The sequence below is a fragment of the Streptococcus sp. KHUD_017 genome (genome assembly GCF_054861245.1).
The window spans coordinates 1,677,501-1,698,166 of sequence record NZ_CM142175.1; the positions used below are offsets into that span (position 1 = coordinate 1,677,501).

Below are 20,666 nucleotides of genomic sequence, written 5' to 3' on the forward strand. Positions count from 1 at the left end.
TGTTTCCCTTTCGACTACGGATCTTAGCACTCGCAGTCTGACTGCCGACCATAATTCATTGGCATTCGGAGTTTATCTGAGATTGGTAATCCGGGATGGACCCCTCACCCAAACAGTGCTCTACCTCCAAGAATCTTGATGTCGACGCTAGCCCTAAAGCTATTTCGGAGAGAACCAGCTATCTCCAAGTTCGTTTGGAATTTCTCCGCTACCCACAAGTCATCCAAGCACTTTTCAACGTGCCCTGGTTCGGTCCTCCAGTGCGTCTTACCGCACCTTCAACCTGCTCATGGGTAGGTCACATGGTTTCGGGTCTACGACATAATACTAAAGCGCCCTATTCAGACTCGGTTTCCCTACGGCTCCGTCTCTTCAACTTAACCTCGCATCATATCGTAACTCGCCGGTTCATTCTACAAAAGGCACGCTCTCACCCATTAACGGGCTCGAACTTGTTGTAGGCACACGGTTTCAGGTTCTATTTCACTCCCCTCCCGGGGTGCTTTTCACCTTTCCCTCACGGTACTGGTTCACTATCGGTCACTAGGGAGTATTTAGGGTTGGGAGATGGTCCTCCCAGATTCCGACGAGATTTCACGTGTCTCGCCGTACTCAGGATACTGCTAGGTACAAAGACTATTTTAAATACGAGGCTCTCACTCTCTTTGGCTGACCTTCCCATGTCATTCTTCTATAGTCTTTGAGTCCACATTGCAGTCCTACAACCCCGAAGAGTAAACTCTTCGGTTTGCCCTCCTGCCGTTTCGCTCGCCGCTACTAAGGCAATCGCTTTTGCTTTCTCTTCCTGCAGCTACTTAGATGTTTCAGTTCACTGCGTCTTCCTCCTCATATCCTTAACAGATATGGGTAACAGGTAGTACCTGTTGGGTTCCCCCATTCGGAAATCCCTGGATCATCGCTTACTTACAGCTACCCAAGGCATATCGTCGTTTGTCACGTCCTTCTTCGGCTCCTAGTGCCAAGGCATCCACCGTGCGCCCTTATTAACTTAACCTTACTTTTTTGACCTTTCAGTCATAAACTCTTATTAATACTACAGCGTTTTCGGTTTATTTTCTTGTTACTATTTGATATAGATATTCAATTTTCAATGTGCATTACTTGGTGATCTCTCACCAATGGAGCCTAGCGGGATCGAACCGCTGACCTCCTGCGTGCAAAGCAGGCGCTCTCCCAGCTGAGCTAAGGCCCCACAAGACCTCTCAAGACTAAACAAGACCAATGTGCATTCCTTATCCTTAGAAAGGAGGTGATCCAGCCGCACCTTCCGATACGGCTACCTTGTTACGACTTCACCCCAATCATCTATCCCACCTTAGGCGGCTGGCTCCTAAAAGGTTACCTCACCGACTTCGGGTGTTACAAACTCTCGTGGTGTGACGGGCGGTGTGTACAAGGCCCGGGAACGTATTCACCGCGGCGTGCTGATCCGCGATTACTAGCGATTCCGACTTCATGTAGGCGAGTTGCAGCCTACAATCCGAACTGAGATTGGCTTTAAGAGATTAGCTTGCCGTCACCGGCTTGCGACTCGTTGTACCAACCATTGTAGCACGTGTGTAGCCCAGGTCATAAGGGGCATGATGATTTGACGTCATCCCCACCTTCCTCCGGTTTATTACCGGCAGTCTCGCTAGAGTGCCCAACTGAATGATGGCAACTAACAATAGGGGTTGCGCTCGTTGCGGGACTTAACCCAACATCTCACGACACGAGCTGACGACAACCATGCACCACCTGTCACCTCTGTCCCGAAGGAAAACTCTATCTCTAGAGCGGTCAGAGGGATGTCAAGACCTGGTAAGGTTCTTCGCGTTGCTTCGAATTAAACCACATGCTCCACCGCTTGTGCGGGCCCCCGTCAATTCCTTTGAGTTTCAACCTTGCGGTCGTACTCCCCAGGCGGAGTGCTTAATGCGTTAGCTACGGCACTAAACCCCGGAAAGGGTCTAACACCTAGCACTCATCGTTTACGGCGTGGACTACCAGGGTATCTAATCCTGTTTGCTCCCCACGCTTTCGAGCCTCAGCGTCAGTTACAAGCCAGAGAGCCGCTTTCGCCACCGGTGTTCCTCCATATATCTACGCATTTCACCGCTACACATGGAATTCCACTCTCCCCTCTTGCACTCAAGTTAAACAGTTTCCAAAGCGTACTATGGTTAAGCCACAGCCTTTAACTTCAGACTTATCTAACCGCCTGCGCTCGCTTTACGCCCAATAAATCCGGACAACGCTCGGGACCTACGTATTACCGCGGCTGCTGGCACGTAGTTAGCCGTCCCTTTCTGGTAAGATACCGTCACAGTGTGAACTTTCCACTCTCACACTCGTTCTTCTCTTACAACAGAGCTTTACGATCCGAAAACCTTCTTCACTCACGCGGCGTTGCTCGGTCAGACTTCCGTCCATTGCCGAAGATTCCCTACTGCTGCCTCCCGTAGGAGTCTGGGCCGTGTCTCAGTCCCAGTGTGGCCGATCACCCTCTCAGGTCGGCTATGTATCGTTGCCTTGGTGAGCCGTTACCTCACCAACTAGCTAATACAACGCAGGTCCATCTGGTAGTGATGCAATTGCACCTTTCAAGCACATATCATGCGATATCTACTGTTATGCGGTATTAGCTATCGTTTCCAATAGTTATCCCCCGCTACCAGGCAGGTTACCTACGCGTTACTCACCCGTTCGCAACTCATCCGCTCGGTGCAAGCACCAAGCTTCAGCGTTCTACTTGCATGTATTAGGCACGCCGCCAGCGTTCGTCCTGAGCCAGGATCAAACTCTCATTAAAAGTTTGAGTTCTCACTCATTTCTGTCACTGACAGATTTATTGTTTTTTCATTGTTCAGTACTATAACTTCCGTTATAGTGCCCTGCACATTGGTTCGTCTTGTTCAGTTTTCAAAGGTCTTTGTCGCGCTTGCGACAACTATATTAGTATATCACAGTCATTTTTCTCTGTCAACAGGTTTTTTTAACTTTTTTTATAACCTGTTCCCATCAACCGCGATACACCCATAGTCCGTACGGGATTCGAACCCGTGTTACCGCCGTGAAAAGGCGGTGTCTTAACCCCTTGACCAACGGACCCTGAGCTTGTCAACTCTTTCTATTATACCTACTTTTAGAATCTTGTCAAGAACTTGAGATAAATTTTTCTTATTTTTTATTTCTTACAAAGAAAAAAGCCCACTGTTGTAGGCTTTTCGTAAAATATATCTTAAAATTAAAGCATCTTGTTGTAGAATTCAACGATAAGTGCTTCGTTGATTTCTGGGTTGATTTCATCACGTTCTGGTAAACGAGTCAATGAACCTTCCAATTTTTCAGCGTCGAATGATACGAATGCTGGGCGTCCAAGAGTAGCTTCAACCGCTTCAAGGATAGCTGGAACTTTCAATGATTTTTCGCGAACTGAGATTACTTGACCTGGAGTTACGCGGTATGATGGGATATCAACACGTTTTCCGTCAACAAGGATGTGACCGTGGTTTACGAATTGACGAGCTTGACGACGAGTAGTCGCAAGACCAAGACGGTAAACTACGTTATCCAAACGACGTTCCAAAAGAAGCATGAAGTTGAAACCTAGGATTCCGCCCTTGATTTTTGTAGCTTGTACGAACAAGTTACGGAATTGTTTTTCACCTACACCGTAAGTAAAACGAAGTTTTTGTTTTTCAGCTAATTGCAAACCGTATTCTGACAATTTAGAACGGTTGTTTGGTCCGTGTTGTCCTGGTACGTAATTACGACGTGCCAATTCTTTACCTGTACCTGTAAGTGAAAGGCCAAGGCGACGAGCTTGTTTCCAAGATGGTCCTGTATAACGTGACATGTGTATGTCCTCCTAATATAAATATAATTTCGGCGGAAATAGTCACTTAGAAAGCCCTGATTCGTGCAGATGCCCTTCGCCTAAACAGCCAAGGTTACTTGTTATAAGACATCTGTTGACGAGCTTCATGCTTTCCTGCTGCTATTTCACACAAAGGCTATTGTACCATGAAATACTAGATTTGTAAAGAGAATTTTCTATCTATTTTATTTTTCGTTAAATTTAGATAAGGTATCCAAATATTGGTTATTGATTACTGCCATCATATAGCCATCGGCTTTCAATTGATCATCTGGACCAAACTGAACGTCTAGAGGAGCATTTTCATAGTCACGAAAACCAAGAATATTGAGATTGTATTGTCCTCGAAGATCAAGTTCACTTAGACTCTTACCTGCCCACGATTGTGGAATTTTCATTTCGACTATCGAGACATTTTTGTCCAACTGAAAGACATCTACGCTGTTATTAAATAAAATAGTCTGCGCCAACGAACGACCCATCTCATATTCTGGTGAAATGACTGAATCTGCGCCAATTTTTTCAAGGACTTTTTTTGCTGTATAGCTTTTAACCTTAGCAATAACAGTTGGTACTCCTAGACTCTTGCAATGCATGACTGCAAGCACACTAGATTCTAAATTTTCCCCAGTTGCCACCACAACTGTATCGCAGGTATCAATTCCTGCTGAGAGCAAGAGCTCTTCATCGGTAATATCTCCAACAACTCCACGTACCAAGACTGGTTCGAACTGATTGATTCGTTCCTCATGGTCGTCAATGGCGATAATATTTATATCATGCTGAGCGAGAGCGGTAAGTACACTACTCCCAAAAATACCCAAACCTAAAATTCCAATTGTCCGATCTGACATAGTTTATCCTTTCTTATCCTATCGTAATATCTGCTTTCATATAGTGGATCATATCTTTCTTATCTGGTTGATACTCAGCCAAACTAACTAATAGCGTCAGTGGTCCAATTCGTCCAATAAACATCAGTAGCATGATAATGCTAAGAGCTAATCTACCTAACTCTGGTGTCAGATTTGCCGTCACTCCGACCGTGGCAAGGGCAGAAATTGTCTCGAACATGATGTAGATAAAGCGCGGATTCCCTTCTGCGGTTACCCCTAACAGGATCAAGCCCAGCAAGAAAGTTAGCAAGAAGATGATAAAAACACTGAAAGATTTTTGGACTGTCCGAGGTAAAATTGTTCTCCGAGCTATATTGGCATGGGGTAATCCTAAAAGTTCACTGCGTGCAAATACTAATAATACAAAGAAGGTTGTGATTTTAAGCCCCCCGGCTGTTCCACCAGGCGCCCCACCGAGAAACATTTGTAAGATATAAATCAGCAAAGTAACAGGCCGAGCCTGGGTAAAATCAATAGAAGCAAAACCCGCCGTTCTCATGCTAACTGTTTGGAAAAAACTGACTAGCAATTTATCAGGGATGCTGAGATTTCCAATCGTTCCCGGATTGTTCCACTCGATCAAGAGGGTTGAAACTGTTCCAGTAAATAAAATTCCTGCTGTCAAGAAGAGAACCAACTTGGTATGAAAGCGAAGCCGACGTTTTTTCTTGCTCAACTGCGTGGCCAGGTCAAACCAAACCATAAACCCTAGACCACCTGTGATGATCAAAGCAGCAAGCACTAGATTAATCAAAGGATCAGTTTGAAAAGCTACTAAACTTGTACTTCCAAAATTATCAAAACCAGCATTACAGAAAGCTGAAATAGCTACAAAGATAGAGGTGAAAATCCCTCGGCCCCAACCAAATTCCGGAACAAAACGAAAACTTAACAGGAAGGCTCCGAGTCCTTCAACGATAAAAGTCGTCAAGAAAATCGAACGTATGAAAACCATTAAAGACTGAGTTTCTCCATAACTAAAGCTCTCCAGAATTGTTTCACGGCTACGAAGACTTAGCTTTTGCTTGCTTTGAATATAAAAGACCCCTATAAAGGTCATGAGACCCAAACCACCAATCTGGATCAAAAACATACAGATTAACTGACCCCAGATGTTATATGTGGTAGCTACTGGTTGAGTAAAGAGTCCTGTCACACAGACCATGGATACTGCTGTAAAGAGATGGTCGAAATAGGTCGCTTGGGAGCTTGTTGCTTGCACAAATGGCAGACTCAAAAGAAGAGAGCCCACGAAAATAACCAAAGCAAAACTTAAAAAAATTCGACGAGCAGGTGACAAACGCCCCAAGGTCGTGTTTATTTTTTCCGAAAATGATTTGAATAACATAGCTACATTGTACCACAAAATCAGTTAAAGCAGTCACATATGACTAACGATTTCAAGACAGAGTTCCAAGGCCTTGTCAAAAGCTTCAGAGCCCCAGTCACGACTGTCGTAGTTGTCCAGATCCGCTAAGGAATCTGCGGTAAAGAGCAATTCCCCCCAGACAACACCACGTAGTTGGGCAACTGCTGCAAGAGCTGCACACTCCATCTCCACAACTGCACAGCCTTCTTCCTTACGATAGGCAACTTTTTCAGCTGTCTCTCGGTAAAAACCATCTGTCGACCAAGTCATAACCTCTTCATAAGGAATGCCTAGTTGTTCCAAGACTTGCTCAATAGCAGAAACAGCCTCAATCTGCATCTCTATATAACGAGAAGGCGCTACATAGTGGTAGCTGGCTCCCTCATCTCGCAGAGCGCGAACAGGGACGAGAAAGGCATTTTCCTCTATATCGGCTAGGACGCCACAGGTTCCAGTGGAAATGATTTTCTCCACACCGTAGCCAATCAACCAATCCATAAACTGGGCGGCCGGGGCAGAACCGACAGGAGCTTGGGCTAGACAAACTTTTTCGCCTTTGTAGTCCATGACATAAACTGGATAGGTTTTAGTGGCAGAAACAAACTCCCCAACGCACTCTGCTCTTACTTCCTGAGCATAGCGGTCAATCTCCTCCTCCAAAAATGCATAGATGCACTTCTTTGGTAACTGTAAATCCAAGCCTTCGTGATTTGGCATGATAACTGCTTGAGGATTATCATCAAATTCTAAAATAGGAATAGCGTGTTTTTGAATCATAGAGCACCCCCTCTAAATTTGTACTATTATAACAAAAGCTAAACGAAAGTCAAGATGAGAGAAAAACTTATCTTGAGTAGGAGACACTAATAAAATGCTTTTCCCCTACTAATAAAATTGCTATAGTTTAGGAATTAGTTTATAATAGATTGAATTTAAAAAAGGAGAAATCTTATGAAATTCTATTCATATGACTATGTTCTCAGTCAGATTAGTCAACAGAATTGGACCATGATTATTGTGTCGACATTCTTAGTGATTGTGACTGGATTCTTTGCATTTAAGGCTTTCAAAGATAAAAGAGGGAGTAAGTTCCGTGAATTATCGCTCATTTCTATTTTGACGTTAATTGCTTTTGTATTGATTAGCATTACGAATTTTCAAAACAGCCAATCCAATGATAATCAATTTCGTAGTTCCTTACACTTCATCGAGATTGTATCAAAAGAGTTAGGTGTTGATAAAAAAGATATTTATGTCAATACTTCAGCTACTACTGATGGAGCTATTATTAAGGTTGGCGACAATTTTTATCGCGCCATTAGCGGGACTGACCAAGATAGCTATTTACTTGAAAAAATGGACTTATATAAAACAGATGTAGAACTGGTGGAGGTTGAAAAATGATAAGCTTTTTTGCTACAATTGCAATTAAATTGGCCTGGGGGCTTCTTTCTCTTGTTTTTGTTATTAACGTAACAGGAAAAGGAAATTTAGCGCCAAGTTCTGCAGTAGACCAAATACAGAACTTTGTTCTCGGGGGTATTATCGGCGGGGTCATCTACAATAGCTCGATTACCATCCTTCAATATGTCGTCATCCTCATCATCTGGACGATTTTGATTCTGTCACTCAAATGGCTTAATACCAATGTTTACTTCATCAAACATCTGATTGATGGAAAACCAACTATTATCATAAAAAACGGAAAATTAGATCCAGAAGCTTGTCGCTCAAAAGGCCTAGCTGCTGCTGATGTTGCTCTTAAATTGCGCGCTCAAGGAATCTTTCAATTAAAGGATGTCAAGAGAGCTGTGATTGAGCAAAACGGACAACTAATTGTCGTAAGAATGGGTGACGAAAATCCTAAGTACCCAGTCATCACAGACGGTGTTGTCCAAGTTGAAATCCTAGAAACCATTGGCAAAACTGAAGAGTGGTTAATGGATGAGTTAAAACAAGAAGGTTTTGAAGAAGTCTCTAATATCTTTATCGCTGAATATGATAAAGGCCAGTTGAATGTTGTAACCTATTAAAAAATAAACTGATGCTTTTCGTATCAGTTTTTTGCTTTTTAGCATAAAAGGGTATATACTTAAATTAGTATCTGATGTAATTTAGATAATACAAAAAAATAACGGAGGTAACCCCCATGTCAATCGAAGAAAAATTCAACCAAACTAAAGGTTCTGTTAAAGAAGGTTTTGGTAAACTAACTGGCGATACAAAAACTCAAGCAGAAGGAGCTGCAGAAAAGGTAGCTTCAAAAGCTAAAGAAGTTGTCGAAGATGCTAAAGAAGCTGTCGAAGGTGCAGTATCTGGCGTAAAAAACATCTTTAAAAAAGACGGAGAATAATTCTTTTTCGTCCTAATAACATAAGAAACTCTTATTCCAAGCTGTTAATATGCTAGGGATAAGAGTTTTTTCTTTAAATTATTATGTTTTTTAATATTAGAAAATACTTCTTATGATGTGTTGCTCAACCTAAAGCAAAAAGAACTAATTCCTATACTCCTCCTATTTCCACAAACCACCTAAGATTTGTTTTTCCAATAAGCCTAAGTCCTCTTCACTAATTTCGACATTGTCACCAATGATATATAGTTGAGAGAAGTAAGCTAACAATGGACCTATACAGATGCGAACCATTTGAGGAATCGTTATCTCTGGATTTACACGTGGATCTGCTAGCAATTCCTTATGAAGCACTCGAAGTTTATCTTGAATAGCATTCCAGATAAAAATCTGTTCATTTTTTAGTTTTTTATTTGAAAAACTCTCTTGTAGAATGATTTTCATCAAGGCACGATTTTTTTTGAGATAGCTCATACGATTATGGACGAGATAACGAACCCTCTCTTCTGTCGTTTCAAAAGCTAAGAGTTCCTCAAAAAAACTACCGAGAATGCCTGGGACTACAGGATGTAAAATAGCCGTCAGTAAATCATCCTTCGTCTTAAAATACTTAAACAAAGTTGCCTGGCTTAGTCCAGCACGCTCAGCTATGTGAAGAGTTGAGGTCCCATGGTAACTCCTGGTTGATATGAGATCCACTGCTGCCTGCATGATTTTTTTCTTTCCTTGAGGGTAATTCGCTTCTTCTAAGTAATCTTCAAACGATTCAAAAACAGTCTTATCCATCCAATCTTCACACCTTTTTAGCATTATTTATGTTGATTTCTAAACTTTACGATAACGACGCAATCCAACAATATTGAGAATTGTTAAAATGATCAAGAAAATCATTAAAACACCAAGATTTGACAAAATATCACCAAGATTGTGTCCGTAAAGAATAATCTGGCTTATTGCATCACCAGAATAGGTTAATGGCAAAAATTTCCCCACAGTTGGAGCCCATTCTCCCATGGATGACAATGGAATAATTCCTGAGAAAAAAAGTTGGGGCATAATCACGAGAGGAATAAATTGCATCATTTGGAATTCTGATTTTGCTAGAGTAGACAAGAGAATTCCAAAAGCTAGTGCTACAAGAGCCAGTACCACATTAACTATTATAACATTTAAAATATTTCCTACAACTTCTACATCTAGTAGCCAAATTGCTGCTAAAACGACAACTGCCGTTTGAAAAATCGCAATAATACCGTAAGACAACATATAGCCATAGACGATTTCAGAACGTTTCACTGGGGTTGCTAACAAGCGATCCAAGGTTCCACTTGTTCGCTCTTTCAACAGTGCCATACCAGAAATCAAAAAGACAAAGAAGAAGACCACAAAGCCAATTAAAATTGGAATCATACGTGCAAAGAATCCAGTATTTTTATCTCCATATTGGTAAGATTCTTTGATTTCAGGCGCCTTTTCATCTAATTTCAATTGTGGAAGAGCTTGTTTGACACGAGATAATAACTGATCGGTGCCTTCATTGACGATACTTGTTCGTAACACTTGTCGTGTCATAGTTGTTTTAGAAGCATCCGTATTTGCGTAGTCGACCTGATACTCACCATCTTTATACGATATGACTGCATCTACTTTCTCGTCAGCTAGAGCTTTTTTAGCCTGATCTAAGTCTTGATAAGTCTCGACGTCCACATGATCGAGCTCATCCATTTTTGTTACCAAACCAGTTGGTAGATCTTGTGTCGCTAACTTGACATTCACGGTTGTACTAGCTGAAAACATGAGGTTCATCAGCCACATAATAAATACCGGCGCTACAAACATCATAGCCAAGGTTCGTTTGTCACGAAGCAATTCTTTGATAACTTTTTTAGCAATAGCAATGGTTCTCATCTTACTCTCCTTCTGCTTTCAAAAAGACTTCTTCAATACTTGAAACTTGATAACTATCTTTTAAGTGTTGCGGTGTATCAAAAGCAATGATTTTTCCACCTAATAATAAGCCGACCTTATCCGTTAACTCTGCTTCATCCATAACATGGGTAGTAACTAATATCCCTACCCCATTGTCTCTAAGCGCGAATAATTCTTTCCAGATTTTCTTTCGAAGAGAAGGGTCGATTCCAACTGTCGGTTCGTCCAAAATCAAGAGCTGAGGATTCCCCAGAAGCGCGACGGCTAAAGACAAGCGTCGCTTCATTCCTCCAGAATAACCGGATACCGTTTTATTCAAATGCTCTGTCAGATCCACAACTTGAGCCACATGGGCAATTTCAGCTGTCAGATCTCTTTTGGATAGCCCTTTTAGCTGACCAAAAAATTCTAGATTTTCTTGACCTGACAAGGCCTCATAAAGAGCATCAGACTGAGCCATATAGCCAATATCACCTAAAATATGACGATTTGGCATAGTATGGTCCAAGACTAAAGCGATACCGCTATCCGCCTTTTCCATTCCTAGCATGGTTTTAATCATAGTTGATTTACCAGCACCTGATGGACCGATTAGACCAATGATTTCTCCAGGCTTTAAATCAAAACCAACGTGATCTAAGACCATTTGACGACCAAAAGATTTTTCTAAATCTTTTAAATGTAACAATTTTTTCATTTGAATCCTCTCAGGTGAGTGTTTACTCACTTTTTAATCATGAGACTATTATAGTGAGTGAACGCTCACTTGTCAAGTAGAAAGTAGAAAATTGAAAAAAAATCTCCCTTCTCTTTCGAGGAAGGAGAGTTTTCTTTTATGGTTGACCACCAGGGCCACCGCCTCCAGGCATAGAATTGACGATTTCAGTTTGTTTTTCACCATTGAGATAGATATCTCCGCCTGTGTAGGTCGCTGTTCCATCAAAGTCAAAACCAGTTTGACCAGTCATTTTGATGGTTCCTCCATTAACTGTAATATTACCATTTGAGTCAATTGGATCCGTGTCCCCTTGACCAACTTCAACCGTCAAGTTCCCACCATTCATAGTGAAGAAAATTTCACTTTGTTGAGCATTTTTGTTGGCTGCATTGACACCATCATCCGTTGAATAGATGGCGATATCTCCACCGTTGATAGTAATTGACTTACCTTCAAGCCCTTCTGTAGAATTCTTAACGGTATAGGTACCACTATCAATAACCAAATCACCTGATGCGTGGATACCATCGTCCCCTGCAGTAACAGTAATCGTATTATCAGAGAGATACATGGTTCCTACAGATGTGTCCTCATCATTATCGACCTTAACTCCATCTTCCTTGGCATCGATAGCCATGGTTGTGCCAGTAATATTGAGTTCATCATTGACATTAAAGGCATCTCCGACTGCTGTGATGTTGTAGGTTCCACCTGTGATGTGAAGCGTATCATTGGCCTTGATACCATTATTTTTCTTGCCATCTACATTGAGAGTCCCCTTGCCATTGATGGTTAAGTCCACTTTAGAAAAGAGGGCCGCGTCTGCCTTTTCGTCACTATTAGAAGCTGAATCTGACAGGCTATTGGTTGTACCATCTGCTAGAGTTAAGTAAACATGACCGGCTGATGTGGCAGAAATAGCAGCATTGGTATTGGTCATAGTCACACCGTTTAGCACGAGATGCACATCATCTGTTTTTTCAGCTTCAATCTTGATTTGAACACCATCAGATTGTCCAGAAATCACATAGGTTCCTGACTTAGAGATGGTAACGGTAGAGTCTGACACAGCAACTCCTTCACCAGAAACAGTTGCAGTAGATCCAGACAGCGTCACAGTTGATGCAGATTTTTCATCGTAGGAAGTATCGTAGTCCTTGTCTGTGAAATAGCTAGTTTTCTTAGCATCTGTAGTGGATGCCGTTGTTGTTGCGGTATTGCTAGCTGTTGTATTTGAAGTTGACTGGGTACAAGCTGTCACCAGTGCTAGAGTTACTATACTCGTTAATAAGAATGTCCATTTTTTTGCTTTCATACTCATTTCCTCGTCTTTCATTTACATGATCCTAGTCTACGGGACTTTCCTAAAAGAAGCCTAAATTTTTTCTGAAAATTTTCTTAACTCCATCCGAACTTCATTAATAATCATTATTTATGGTACAAAAAAGAACAGCATCTTGCTGTTCTTTTAATTTTCTTTGACTGGAATTTCTTTGATAACTCGTGCTGGGTTGCCTGCCAGAACTACATTGTCACCAAAAGATTTAGTAATGACAGCTCCTGCTCCTGCAACAACATTATCACCTAGTGTAACACCTGGAAGGACAATAACCCCACCTCCTGCCCAGAAGTTTTTACCAATCGTGATTGGTTTTCCAAATTCTAAACCTGAATTTCGTTCTTCTGGATCTAGAGGATGAAGAGGTGTCAAAAATTGGCAGTTAGGACCAATCATGGCATTGTCACCAATGGTAATTGGACAAACATCCAACATGGTCAGATTCCAATTGGAATAAAAATTTTCTCCCAAATGAATATTGACACCATAATCCACCACCAAACGAGTATTGACATAGAGATTTTCACCAGTTGAACCAAACCAGCCTTTGATGATTTCCATACCTTTTACGGAATCGACTTCTTCATTAAAGGAGGCTTGCTTTTGTCGTGCTGTTTGTGCTAGCGCACGAAGTTCTGGGTCGAACGGGTGATAAGGTTCTCCCGCAATCATTTTTTGGTATTCACTTTTCATATCTTGATATCCTTGTTTATTTTACACGATTGTAGCATAGTTCTATCCTTAAGACAAGCAGCAAGGAGATTAAAAAAACTAGTACATCCTTGGATGCACTAGTTTTTAATTAGAAAGGTGACTTTCTCACTACTTTACAGAGTTGATTAGTCTTCTTTCTTTTTACGAGCGATAAGTCCAAATCCACTCAAGACACCTACTAAACCAAGGGCAGCAAGGCTAGCATTATCCTTAGTACCTGTGTTTGGCAATTGAGGAGTATTTTCCTTAGCTGGAGCTGGTTTAACTGGAGCTTCTGGTTTTTCTGAATCTGGAGTTGGTTCTGGATCTGGAGTTGGTTTCGGATCTGGAGTTGGCTCTGGATCTGGAGTTGGTTTCGGATCTGGAGTTGGCTCTGGATCTGGATCTGGAGTCTTAACCTTCTCATAAACGTGCTCTGTGTCACCGTTTGGCAACTTCTTAGTTTCAACGAAGCGGTATCCTGGAATGTCTTTCTTAGGATTTTCGCCGTCTTCTGTTGGATATCCTGGAATTTCATTTCCGTCTTTATCCTTGTGACTAGTCTTCACTTTTTCATAGACATGTTCTGTGTCGCCGTTTGGAAGTTTCTTAGTCTCTACGAAGCGGTACCCTGGAATATCTTTCTTAGGATTTTCGCCGTCTTCTGTTGGATATCCTGGAATTTCATTTCCGTCTTTATCCTTGTGACTAGTCTTCACTTTTTCGTAGACATGTTCTGTGTCGCCGTTTGGAAGTTTCTTAGTCTCTACGAAGCGGTATCCTGGAATGTCTTTCTTAGGATTTTCGCCGTCTTCTGTTGGATATCCTGGAATTTCATTTCCGTCTTTATCCTTGTGACTAGTCTTCACTTTTTCATAGACATGTTCTGTGTCGCCGTTTGGAAGTTTCTTAGTCTCTACGAAGCGGTACCCTGGAATATCTTTCTTAGGATTTTCGCCGTCTTCTGTTGGATATCCTGGAATTTCATTTCCGTCTTTATCCTTGTGACTAGTCTTCACTTTTTCGTAGACATGTTCTGTGTCGCCGTTTGGAAGTTTCTTAGTCTCTACGAAGCGGTATCCTGGAATGTCTTTCTTAGGATTTTCGCCGTCTTCTGTTGGATATCCTGGAATTTCATTTCCGTCTTTATCCTTGTGACTAGTCTTCACTTTTTCATAGACATGTTCTGTGTCGCCGTTTGGAAGTTTCTTAGTCTCTACGAAGCGGTACCCTGGAATATCTTTCTTAGGATTTTCGCCGTCTTCTGTTGGATATCCTGGAATTTCATTTCCGTCTTTATCCTTGTGACTAGTCTTCACTTTTTCGTAGACATGTTCTGTGTCGCCGTTTGGAAGTTTCTTAGTCTCTACGAAGCGGTATCCTGGAATATCTTTCTTAGGATTTTCGCCGTCTTCTGTTGGATATCCTGGAATTTCATTTCCGTCTTTATCCTTGTGACTAGTCTTCACTTTTTCGTAGACATGTTCTGTGTCGCCGTTTGGAAGTTTCTTAGTCTCTACGAAGCGGTATCCTGGAATGTCTTTCTTAGGATTTTCGCCGTCTTCTGTTGGATATCCTGGAATTTCATTTCCGTCTTTATCCTTGTGACTAGTCTTCACTTTTTCGTAGACATGTTCTGTGTCGCCGTTTGGAAGTTTCTTAGTCTCTACGAAGCGGTATCCTGGAATATCTTTCTTAGGATTTTCACCGTCTTCTGTTGGATATCCTGGAATTGCTTTACCTTCTTTATCTACAAATGTAGTAACTGGTGTTACTGTTGGTGTGTATGTTGCAGAAGCTTTTGTTCCGTTCATATCTTCACGAACAACTGTAACAGATGGAGCTGTTCCTGTAAATTCAGGTTCTGGTTTGAAGGTTACTGTTCCGTCTGGTGCTACTGTGTAAGTACCAACACCTGGAATTGTCTTAGTTGTTGAACCATCGTCAAATGTAGCTGGAACATCATCATTCATTGGAACACGGCTATCGCCTTCCTTGAATGTTGGTTTACCAGACTGTTCTTTACCTTTTGGTCCAATAGTTGTAGCTGGTTCTGCTGTTGGTGTTACCGGTGTTACTGTTGGTGTGTACTTAGCTGTTACTGGTGTACCGTTCTTATCTACACGTTTCACAGTTACGCCTGTTCCTGTTCCTGTGAATGATTTTTCTGGTACGAATGTTACAGTTCCATCTGGGGCTACTGTGTATGTTCCTTCACCTGGGATAGTCTTAGTTGTTGAACCATCTTCAAATGTTGCTGGAACATCGTCATCCATTGGTACACTTGGGTCACCTTCTGTAAACTTAGGTTTACCTGTTTGTGTCTTACCTTGGATATCTGTTGATGTTACTGGTTCTGCTGTTGGAACTACTGGAGTAATCTTAGGTGTGTAAGTTGTTTCTACGGCAGTACCATTAGCATCTTTAGCTTGAACCTTAACTGGAACAACATCACCTGAGTATGACTTGTCAGTTGGTGTGAATGTTACAACACCTGTTGCTTTATCAACTGTGAAAGTACCGATTTCTTTACCTTCTGGTGATTTAGCAACTACTGATGTAGCTGGTTGACCATTTTCGTCAAGAAGAGTAATCGTATCCTTGTCGATTGGTGCAACTGGGTCACCTTCTGTGAATGTAACAGTACCAGTTTGAACCACGCCTTGAGGTGCTACTGATTCAGCTGGAGTAGCTGTTGGTGTTACTGGTGTTACTGTTGGTGTGTACTTAGCTGTTACTGGTGTACCGTTCTTATCTACACGTTTAACAGTTACGCCTGTTCCTGTTCCTGTGAATGATTTTTCTGGTACGAATGTTACAGTTCCGTCTGGTGCTACTGTGTATGTTCCTTCACCTGGGATAGTCTTAGTTGTTGAACCATCTTCGAAGGTTGCAGGTGTATCATCATCCATTGGCACGTCTGAGTTACCTGGTGTGAATGTTGGTTTACCTGATTGTGTTTGACCTTGTTTATCAGTTGAAGTAGCATCTTCAGCTGTTGGTGTTACCGGAGTTACTGTTGGTGTGTACTTAGCTGTTACTGGTGTACCGTTCTTATCTACACGTTTAACAGTTACGCCTGTTCCTGTTCCTGTGAATGATTTTTCTGGTACGAATGTAACTGTTCCGTCTGGTGCTACTGTGTATGTTCCTTCACCTGGGATAGTCTTAGTTGTTGAACCATCTTCAAATGTTGCAGGTGTATCATCATCCATTGGTACACTTGGATCACCTTCTGTGAAGGTTGGTTTACCTGTTTGTGTCTTACCTTGGATATCTGTTGATGTAACATCTTTAGCTGTTGGTGTTACCGGTGTTACTGTTGGTGTATATGTTGCAGAAGCTTTTGTTCCGTTCATATCTTCACGAACAACTGTTACAGCAGGAGCCTTACCAACAAATGATTTTTCAGGAACAAATGTTACTGTTCCATCAGCTGCTACTGTGTATGTACCAACTCCTTCAACTGTCTTAGTTGTTGTTCCATCGTCAAATGTTGCTGGAACAGCTTCGTTGATTGGAACAGTTTTTTCTACTCCATCAACAGTCACAGTTCCACCCTTGAACTCAGGTTTCCCTGTTTGAGTTGCACCTTGAATGTCTGTTGTTTCAGCTGGAGTCGCAGTTGGAGTTACTGGAACAATCTCAGGAGTGTAAGTTGTATCAACCTTGATTCCGTTTGAGCTTTCGGCTTGAACCTTAACCGGAGTTACTTTACCTGTATAAGATTTATCAGTTGGTTTGAATGTTACAGTACCAGTTGCTGGGTCGACCGTGAATGTACCGATTGGTGTTGTTCCATCTTCAGCATAAGCTGGTGTCGTTGTAACTTCATTGCCATCTTTATCCAAAAGTGTGTAGCTATTCTCTTTAATGGTGATAGCTTTATCTTCACCATTTACTTGAACAGTTGTTCCTGCAAAGGTTGGTGTACCTGTTTGAGTTGCACCTTGGATATCTTTTGAAGTTGCAGGGCTTGCAGTTGGAACTGCTGGCACAACAGTTGGTGTGTAGGTCGCATCTGAAGTAATGGTTGCAGTCTTACCATTAGCGTTTGTGATAGTTGCAGTTGCTTGAACCTTAACGCCTTTAGCGGTTCCAACAAAGTCTTTTTCAGGTGTGAAGGTTACTGCTCCTGTAGTAGGATCGATTGTGTAGCTTCCTTCTCCTGGAACTGTCACAGTAGTTTCATCAGTAGGTTGACCAGTAGCTGGGTCTACCAATTTCTTGCTTGTGATTTTTGCAGTTTTGTCGTTGCTCAACTCAAATGTAGGAGTTTGAGTTTGTGGAACGTTTTGGATATCCTCAGAAACCTTATCTGTTGGAGTGATTGTAATTGGAGTTACTGTTGGTGTGTACTTAGCTGTAGCAGTCTTAAGGTATTCATCACGAACAGTACCATCTTTATCTCTTCCGACAGGTGCAGTCAATGACACAGTAACACCTTTTGCAGTACCAGTAAATCCTGGTTCTGGAACAAAGGTAACTTCTCCTGTAGCATCATTGATTGAGTATGTTCCTTCTCCCGCTACTGTTACAGAAGTTGCGTTGGTGACTTGTCCAGTTGCTGGGTCCACTAATTTAGCAGGATACTCCAAGCTTGGAGTGACAGCAATCTTATCACCATTAGCATTTGTAAGAGTTGTGTTAAAGGTTGGTGTACCTGTTTGTGTTGCTCCTTGGACATCAGTTGAAGTCTTATCAACACCTTCAATTTCACTTGGAGTTACTGTTGGGATGTAAAGGCCATCCATTGTGTTTAATACTGTATCAACGTTGGCTTCCTTATCTGGGAATTTAGTTGACCAACCAGTATCGTAGCCATTACTATCTGTACGACGGATTGAAATTCCATCAGCTGTTCCAAGGAAGTGATCTTCTGGGATGAACTCCACATCTACGTCTTTACCATTTGCGGTAATCTTATATTTACCTTGACCTGGTACGACATAGTAGCCTTCAGCATCCAAAGTAGCCTTGTTCCCATTTGCATCGACAATGTATGGTGCTACTGTTTCATCAATTTTTGCTGATTCAGTTAAGCTATAGCCTTGCAAACCTCGAGCAGTAAAGGCTACAGTTGCAGTTTGCTTCGCCCCTTGAAGACCACTTGTTTCTTTGAATTCTCCTTTTGGTGGGTGAGTGATTTGAGTCTTGAAGTCCTCAACCTCCCCTGAAAAGGCCATTCCTGTCGGACTCTCAATTTGAGCAGCATCCTTAGCAATTCGTAACCGTACTCCTAGTTCGTTGACACTAGGATCGATATAGGTTTTGCTCTTGGTGAATCTTAGGGTAACGGCTCCATCCTTAGTAATGGTTGCTAAATCAGAGCGTTCGTCTTCATCAAAGGTACCGTTTTGGTTAAAGTCAACCCAACCATAAATATTGGCTTGAGGCGCCCCGTCTGTATGAGCTTCAACAGTAATCGTGTAATTCCCTGGTTTTGTACGATCCATCTTGATCAACTCATTGGTTTTTCCTTTGAGGTCATTCGGAAGCAATTGGTCGATTCCTTCATCAGCCGTTGTCGCTTTATCGTCACCAGTCCAATCAAGGGTATTGTTTTCATCCATATCAGGACTCAAGTGGCCGAGATAAGGTTGGTTTACTTTCTTACCTGTAAGCCCATCAACCGTTGCGATAGAATGAATAGCCTTACCATATGATTCAGGGGCATCTCCTTCATCAAGCGGGAAGAAACCAAGCATTGCTGATTGTTTACCTGAAGATGCGATATATAATCCAATTTCAGAAGCCCCACGCGTCATAACGAGTGGTACTGAAACATTAGCTGCGGATATGTTAGGACCAAATACTCCTGTTCCTAAACCACCTGTCTTCAAGTCTGCGCTTCCATAGTATTTCCATGCTACAGTTTTACCTTCTTCACCCACACCAGTTGCTCTACGTAAAAGGTTTAAGTTAAGTCCAGTAATGTTAACTCCATCAATATTTACAACGTTATTAGGTTTTGTAGGATCGAATAAGTTATTTGTATCTTGAGGAACATAGTTTTTCGTATTTCGGTTATTATTTTTAAACCATTCCCCAACATGTTGCCAACCTGAACCGTTTGTAGTGAAGAGTACTAACTCACCTGGGTTAGCTGACTCACCATCCGCCATGACAATAGCAGGTTTGACCGCTTTCCCGCGGAAGGTCGCAGAAATTTCAAACTGAACACCGATATTTCCACCGTTGAATTCTGAAGAAATCGTAGTTTGTTTAGTACCAGTGTCGATCCCTTCTTTACGGATTTCAGTCCATCTATTATGTTGTGGATCCGCAATTACTTTTGCTTCTTCTTTATTATTAAAAGCAGCTTTTGTTGTTGCATCATTAATAGAGTTGATATATCCATTTTTTGCATTTGGATCATAGGTTGCTTTTTCTGCTTCTGTTGCTCCTCGCTCTTCAAGACGTTTTTTATAGAGTTCAGTTGCTTGGAATGGTTTCAAAGACTTAACCTTGATGGTAACTACATAGCCTGGCATTATTTCCTTAGTATAGGTAGCACCAACTTGGAGTGCAAGTTTGCCATCTGAAGTTGTCGTTGTACCTGTCCAGTTAGTCTTATCCCCAAAGTCCAACCATGAGATTTGGCTGGCTATGTCTTTAGCATTGATATTTGTTGTAAAGCCAGGTTTTTCTACCTTTGGAGTTGAAGTTGCGTCTTCAACGTCTGCACCAATTCCAGTAGCTGTTGCAGTATCTGCACGGAAGGCAGTATTCTTGTCAATCTCTTTACCATTACGAGGGTCGTTTTCCCCTGTATTTGCGATTGCGTTAGTACCTTCAGCTGGTTTTGTGTTTTCTGCAGGTTTTCCAGTTGTTACTTCTGTCTTATCAGCAGTTGCTACTTTTTCTTCAGCTACAACTTTTTCTTTATTCTTGAGTTTAGCATTGACAGTCGTTACAAGTGATTGATAAGCTGCATCTAGTTCAGCTTGACTTGTAGCAGATGCAAGAACGTTCTGAGCGTTCGCAAGACTAGCTTTAAGAAGTTCGACACTCTCGTCTGTCTTGTTACTGTACTTACCATTTGCCAAGTTCCCTTCAATCTCAGCAACATAAGCTGACAACTTTTCAGTCTTAAGCTCAGGTTTTACTTCAGTTGAAACTGCAGGGGCTGCTTCTGCTTGATACGTTACTTCTTTAGCAGGGGCTGCTTCTGTAGTTACAGGAGCCTCTGCTTTGTCTGCTTCTGTTGTAGCTGCAACTCCATCAACTTGTTTTTCTTCTTTTACTTCATCAGCTCCAACACCTGTAGCCGTTCCGAGCATCACTAACGTTCCGAGTAAGACCGAGCAAACTCCTACATGAAGTTTACGAATCGAAAATCGACTAATTCGGTCGTTAAACAGATCATTTTTCATGATTTTACCTCCAATACCCTTTAGGGAGTGTATATATTGTTATATTTTATGCATTGTTTTTCAAAAACCCTAAACATGCAACGTCTTATTTTAGCACTATTATACTTAAAATC

At 41.7% G+C, this 20,666-nt stretch carries 13 protein-coding genes, 2 tRNA genes and 2 rRNA genes (1 of these 17 only partly in view); 3 read left to right on the plus strand and 14 right to left on the minus strand.

The window, feature by feature from the left end:
- The 8 genes from ACVAMZ_RS08390 to ACVAMZ_RS08425 form a co-directional block, all read right to left on the minus strand.
- Positions 1-1,015, minus strand: a 23S ribosomal RNA gene (locus ACVAMZ_RS08390) (it extends 1,888 nt beyond the left edge of the window).
- Positions 1,016-1,140: 125 nt separating this feature from the next.
- Positions 1,141-1,213: transfer RNA gene (locus ACVAMZ_RS08395), tRNA-Ala, on the minus strand.
- 50 nt (positions 1,214-1,263) lie between these two features.
- A 16S ribosomal RNA gene (locus ACVAMZ_RS08400) occupies positions 1,264-2,812 on the minus strand.
- Together the 16S and 23S rRNA genes with 2 tRNA genes alongside form the textbook arrangement of a ribosomal RNA operon.
- Positions 2,813-3,039: 227 nt before the next feature.
- Positions 3,040-3,111, minus strand: a tRNA-Glu gene (locus ACVAMZ_RS08405).
- Positions 3,112-3,247: 136 nt separating this feature from the next.
- On the minus strand, positions 3,248-3,859 hold the full coding sequence (gene rpsD / locus ACVAMZ_RS08410; protein ID WP_004253981.1) for a 30S ribosomal protein S4: 612 nt from the start codon (positions 3,857-3,859) through the stop codon (positions 3,248-3,250).
- A gap of 206 nt (positions 3,860-4,065) precedes the next feature.
- Positions 4,066-4,734, minus strand: coding sequence for a potassium channel family protein (locus ACVAMZ_RS08415; RefSeq protein ID WP_414273048.1), 669 nt, complete (start codon positions 4,732-4,734; stop codon positions 4,066-4,068).
- Between the two features lie 13 nt (positions 4,735-4,747).
- Complete coding sequence (locus tag ACVAMZ_RS08420; protein ID WP_461684584.1) at positions 4,748-6,124, minus strand: TrkH family potassium uptake protein; 1,377 nt, start codon at positions 6,122-6,124, stop codon at positions 4,748-4,750.
- 33 nt (positions 6,125-6,157) lie between these two features.
- Positions 6,158-6,922, minus strand: a complete 765-nt coding sequence (locus ACVAMZ_RS08425; protein WP_461684585.1) for a nucleoside phosphorylase — start codon at positions 6,920-6,922, stop codon at positions 6,158-6,160.
- A 174-nt stretch (positions 6,923-7,096) separates the two neighbouring features.
- On the opposite strand from ACVAMZ_RS08425, the gene ACVAMZ_RS08430 reads away from it, so the two are divergent.
- The 3 genes from ACVAMZ_RS08430 to ACVAMZ_RS08440 all read left to right on the plus strand — a co-directional run bounded on the left by ACVAMZ_RS08430 (position 7,097) and on the right by ACVAMZ_RS08440 (position 8,498).
- Positions 7,097-7,549 carry a DUF3290 family protein gene (locus ACVAMZ_RS08430; protein WP_008808395.1) on the plus strand — a complete coding sequence of 151 codons (453 nt, stop codon included), beginning with the start codon at positions 7,097-7,099 and terminating at the stop codon, positions 7,547-7,549.
- Entirely contained in the window at positions 7,546-8,178 is a 633-nt protein-coding gene (locus ACVAMZ_RS08435; RefSeq protein ID WP_461684586.1) for a DUF421 domain-containing protein, read from the plus strand. Before ACVAMZ_RS08430 ends, ACVAMZ_RS08435 begins: the two co-directional genes overlap by 4 nt.
- Before the next feature lie 116 nt (positions 8,179-8,294).
- A complete protein-coding gene (locus ACVAMZ_RS08440) occupies positions 8,295-8,498 on the plus strand; it encodes a CsbD family protein (protein WP_263394097.1) in 204 nt (67 codons plus the stop codon).
- Between the two features lie 162 nt (positions 8,499-8,660).
- Here the strand turns inward: ACVAMZ_RS08440 and ACVAMZ_RS08445 are convergent, their stop codons facing one another.
- The 6 genes from ACVAMZ_RS08445 to ACVAMZ_RS08470 all read right to left on the minus strand — a co-directional run bounded on the left by ACVAMZ_RS08445 (position 8,661) and on the right by ACVAMZ_RS08470 (position 20,553).
- On the minus strand, positions 8,661-9,284 hold the full coding sequence (locus tag ACVAMZ_RS08445) for a TetR/AcrR family transcriptional regulator (RefSeq protein ID WP_049530157.1): 624 nt from the start codon (positions 9,282-9,284) through the stop codon (positions 8,661-8,663).
- A 39-nt stretch (positions 9,285-9,323) separates the two neighbouring features.
- Entirely contained in the window at positions 9,324-10,406 is a 1,083-nt protein-coding gene (locus ACVAMZ_RS08450; protein ID WP_006154045.1) for an ABC transporter permease, read from the minus strand.
- A gap of 1 nt (position 10,407) precedes the next feature.
- A complete protein-coding gene (locus ACVAMZ_RS08455) occupies positions 10,408-11,124 on the minus strand; it encodes an ABC transporter ATP-binding protein (protein ID WP_042759577.1) in 717 nt (238 codons plus the stop codon).
- Between the two features lie 136 nt (positions 11,125-11,260).
- Positions 11,261-12,460: a carbohydrate-binding domain-containing protein gene (locus tag ACVAMZ_RS08460; RefSeq protein WP_461684587.1), complete on the minus strand. Its 1,200-nt coding sequence runs from the start codon at positions 12,458-12,460 to the stop codon at positions 11,261-11,263.
- A gap of 153 nt (positions 12,461-12,613) precedes the next feature.
- Positions 12,614-13,177: a sugar O-acetyltransferase gene (locus tag ACVAMZ_RS08465; RefSeq protein ID WP_461684588.1), complete on the minus strand. Its 564-nt coding sequence runs from the start codon at positions 13,175-13,177 to the stop codon at positions 12,614-12,616.
- 146 nt (positions 13,178-13,323) lie between these two features.
- Complete coding sequence (locus ACVAMZ_RS08470; RefSeq protein WP_461684589.1) at positions 13,324-20,553, minus strand: CshA/CshB family fibrillar adhesin-related protein; 7,230 nt, start codon at positions 20,551-20,553, stop codon at positions 13,324-13,326.
- Between the last annotated feature and the right edge of the window lie 113 nt (positions 20,554-20,666).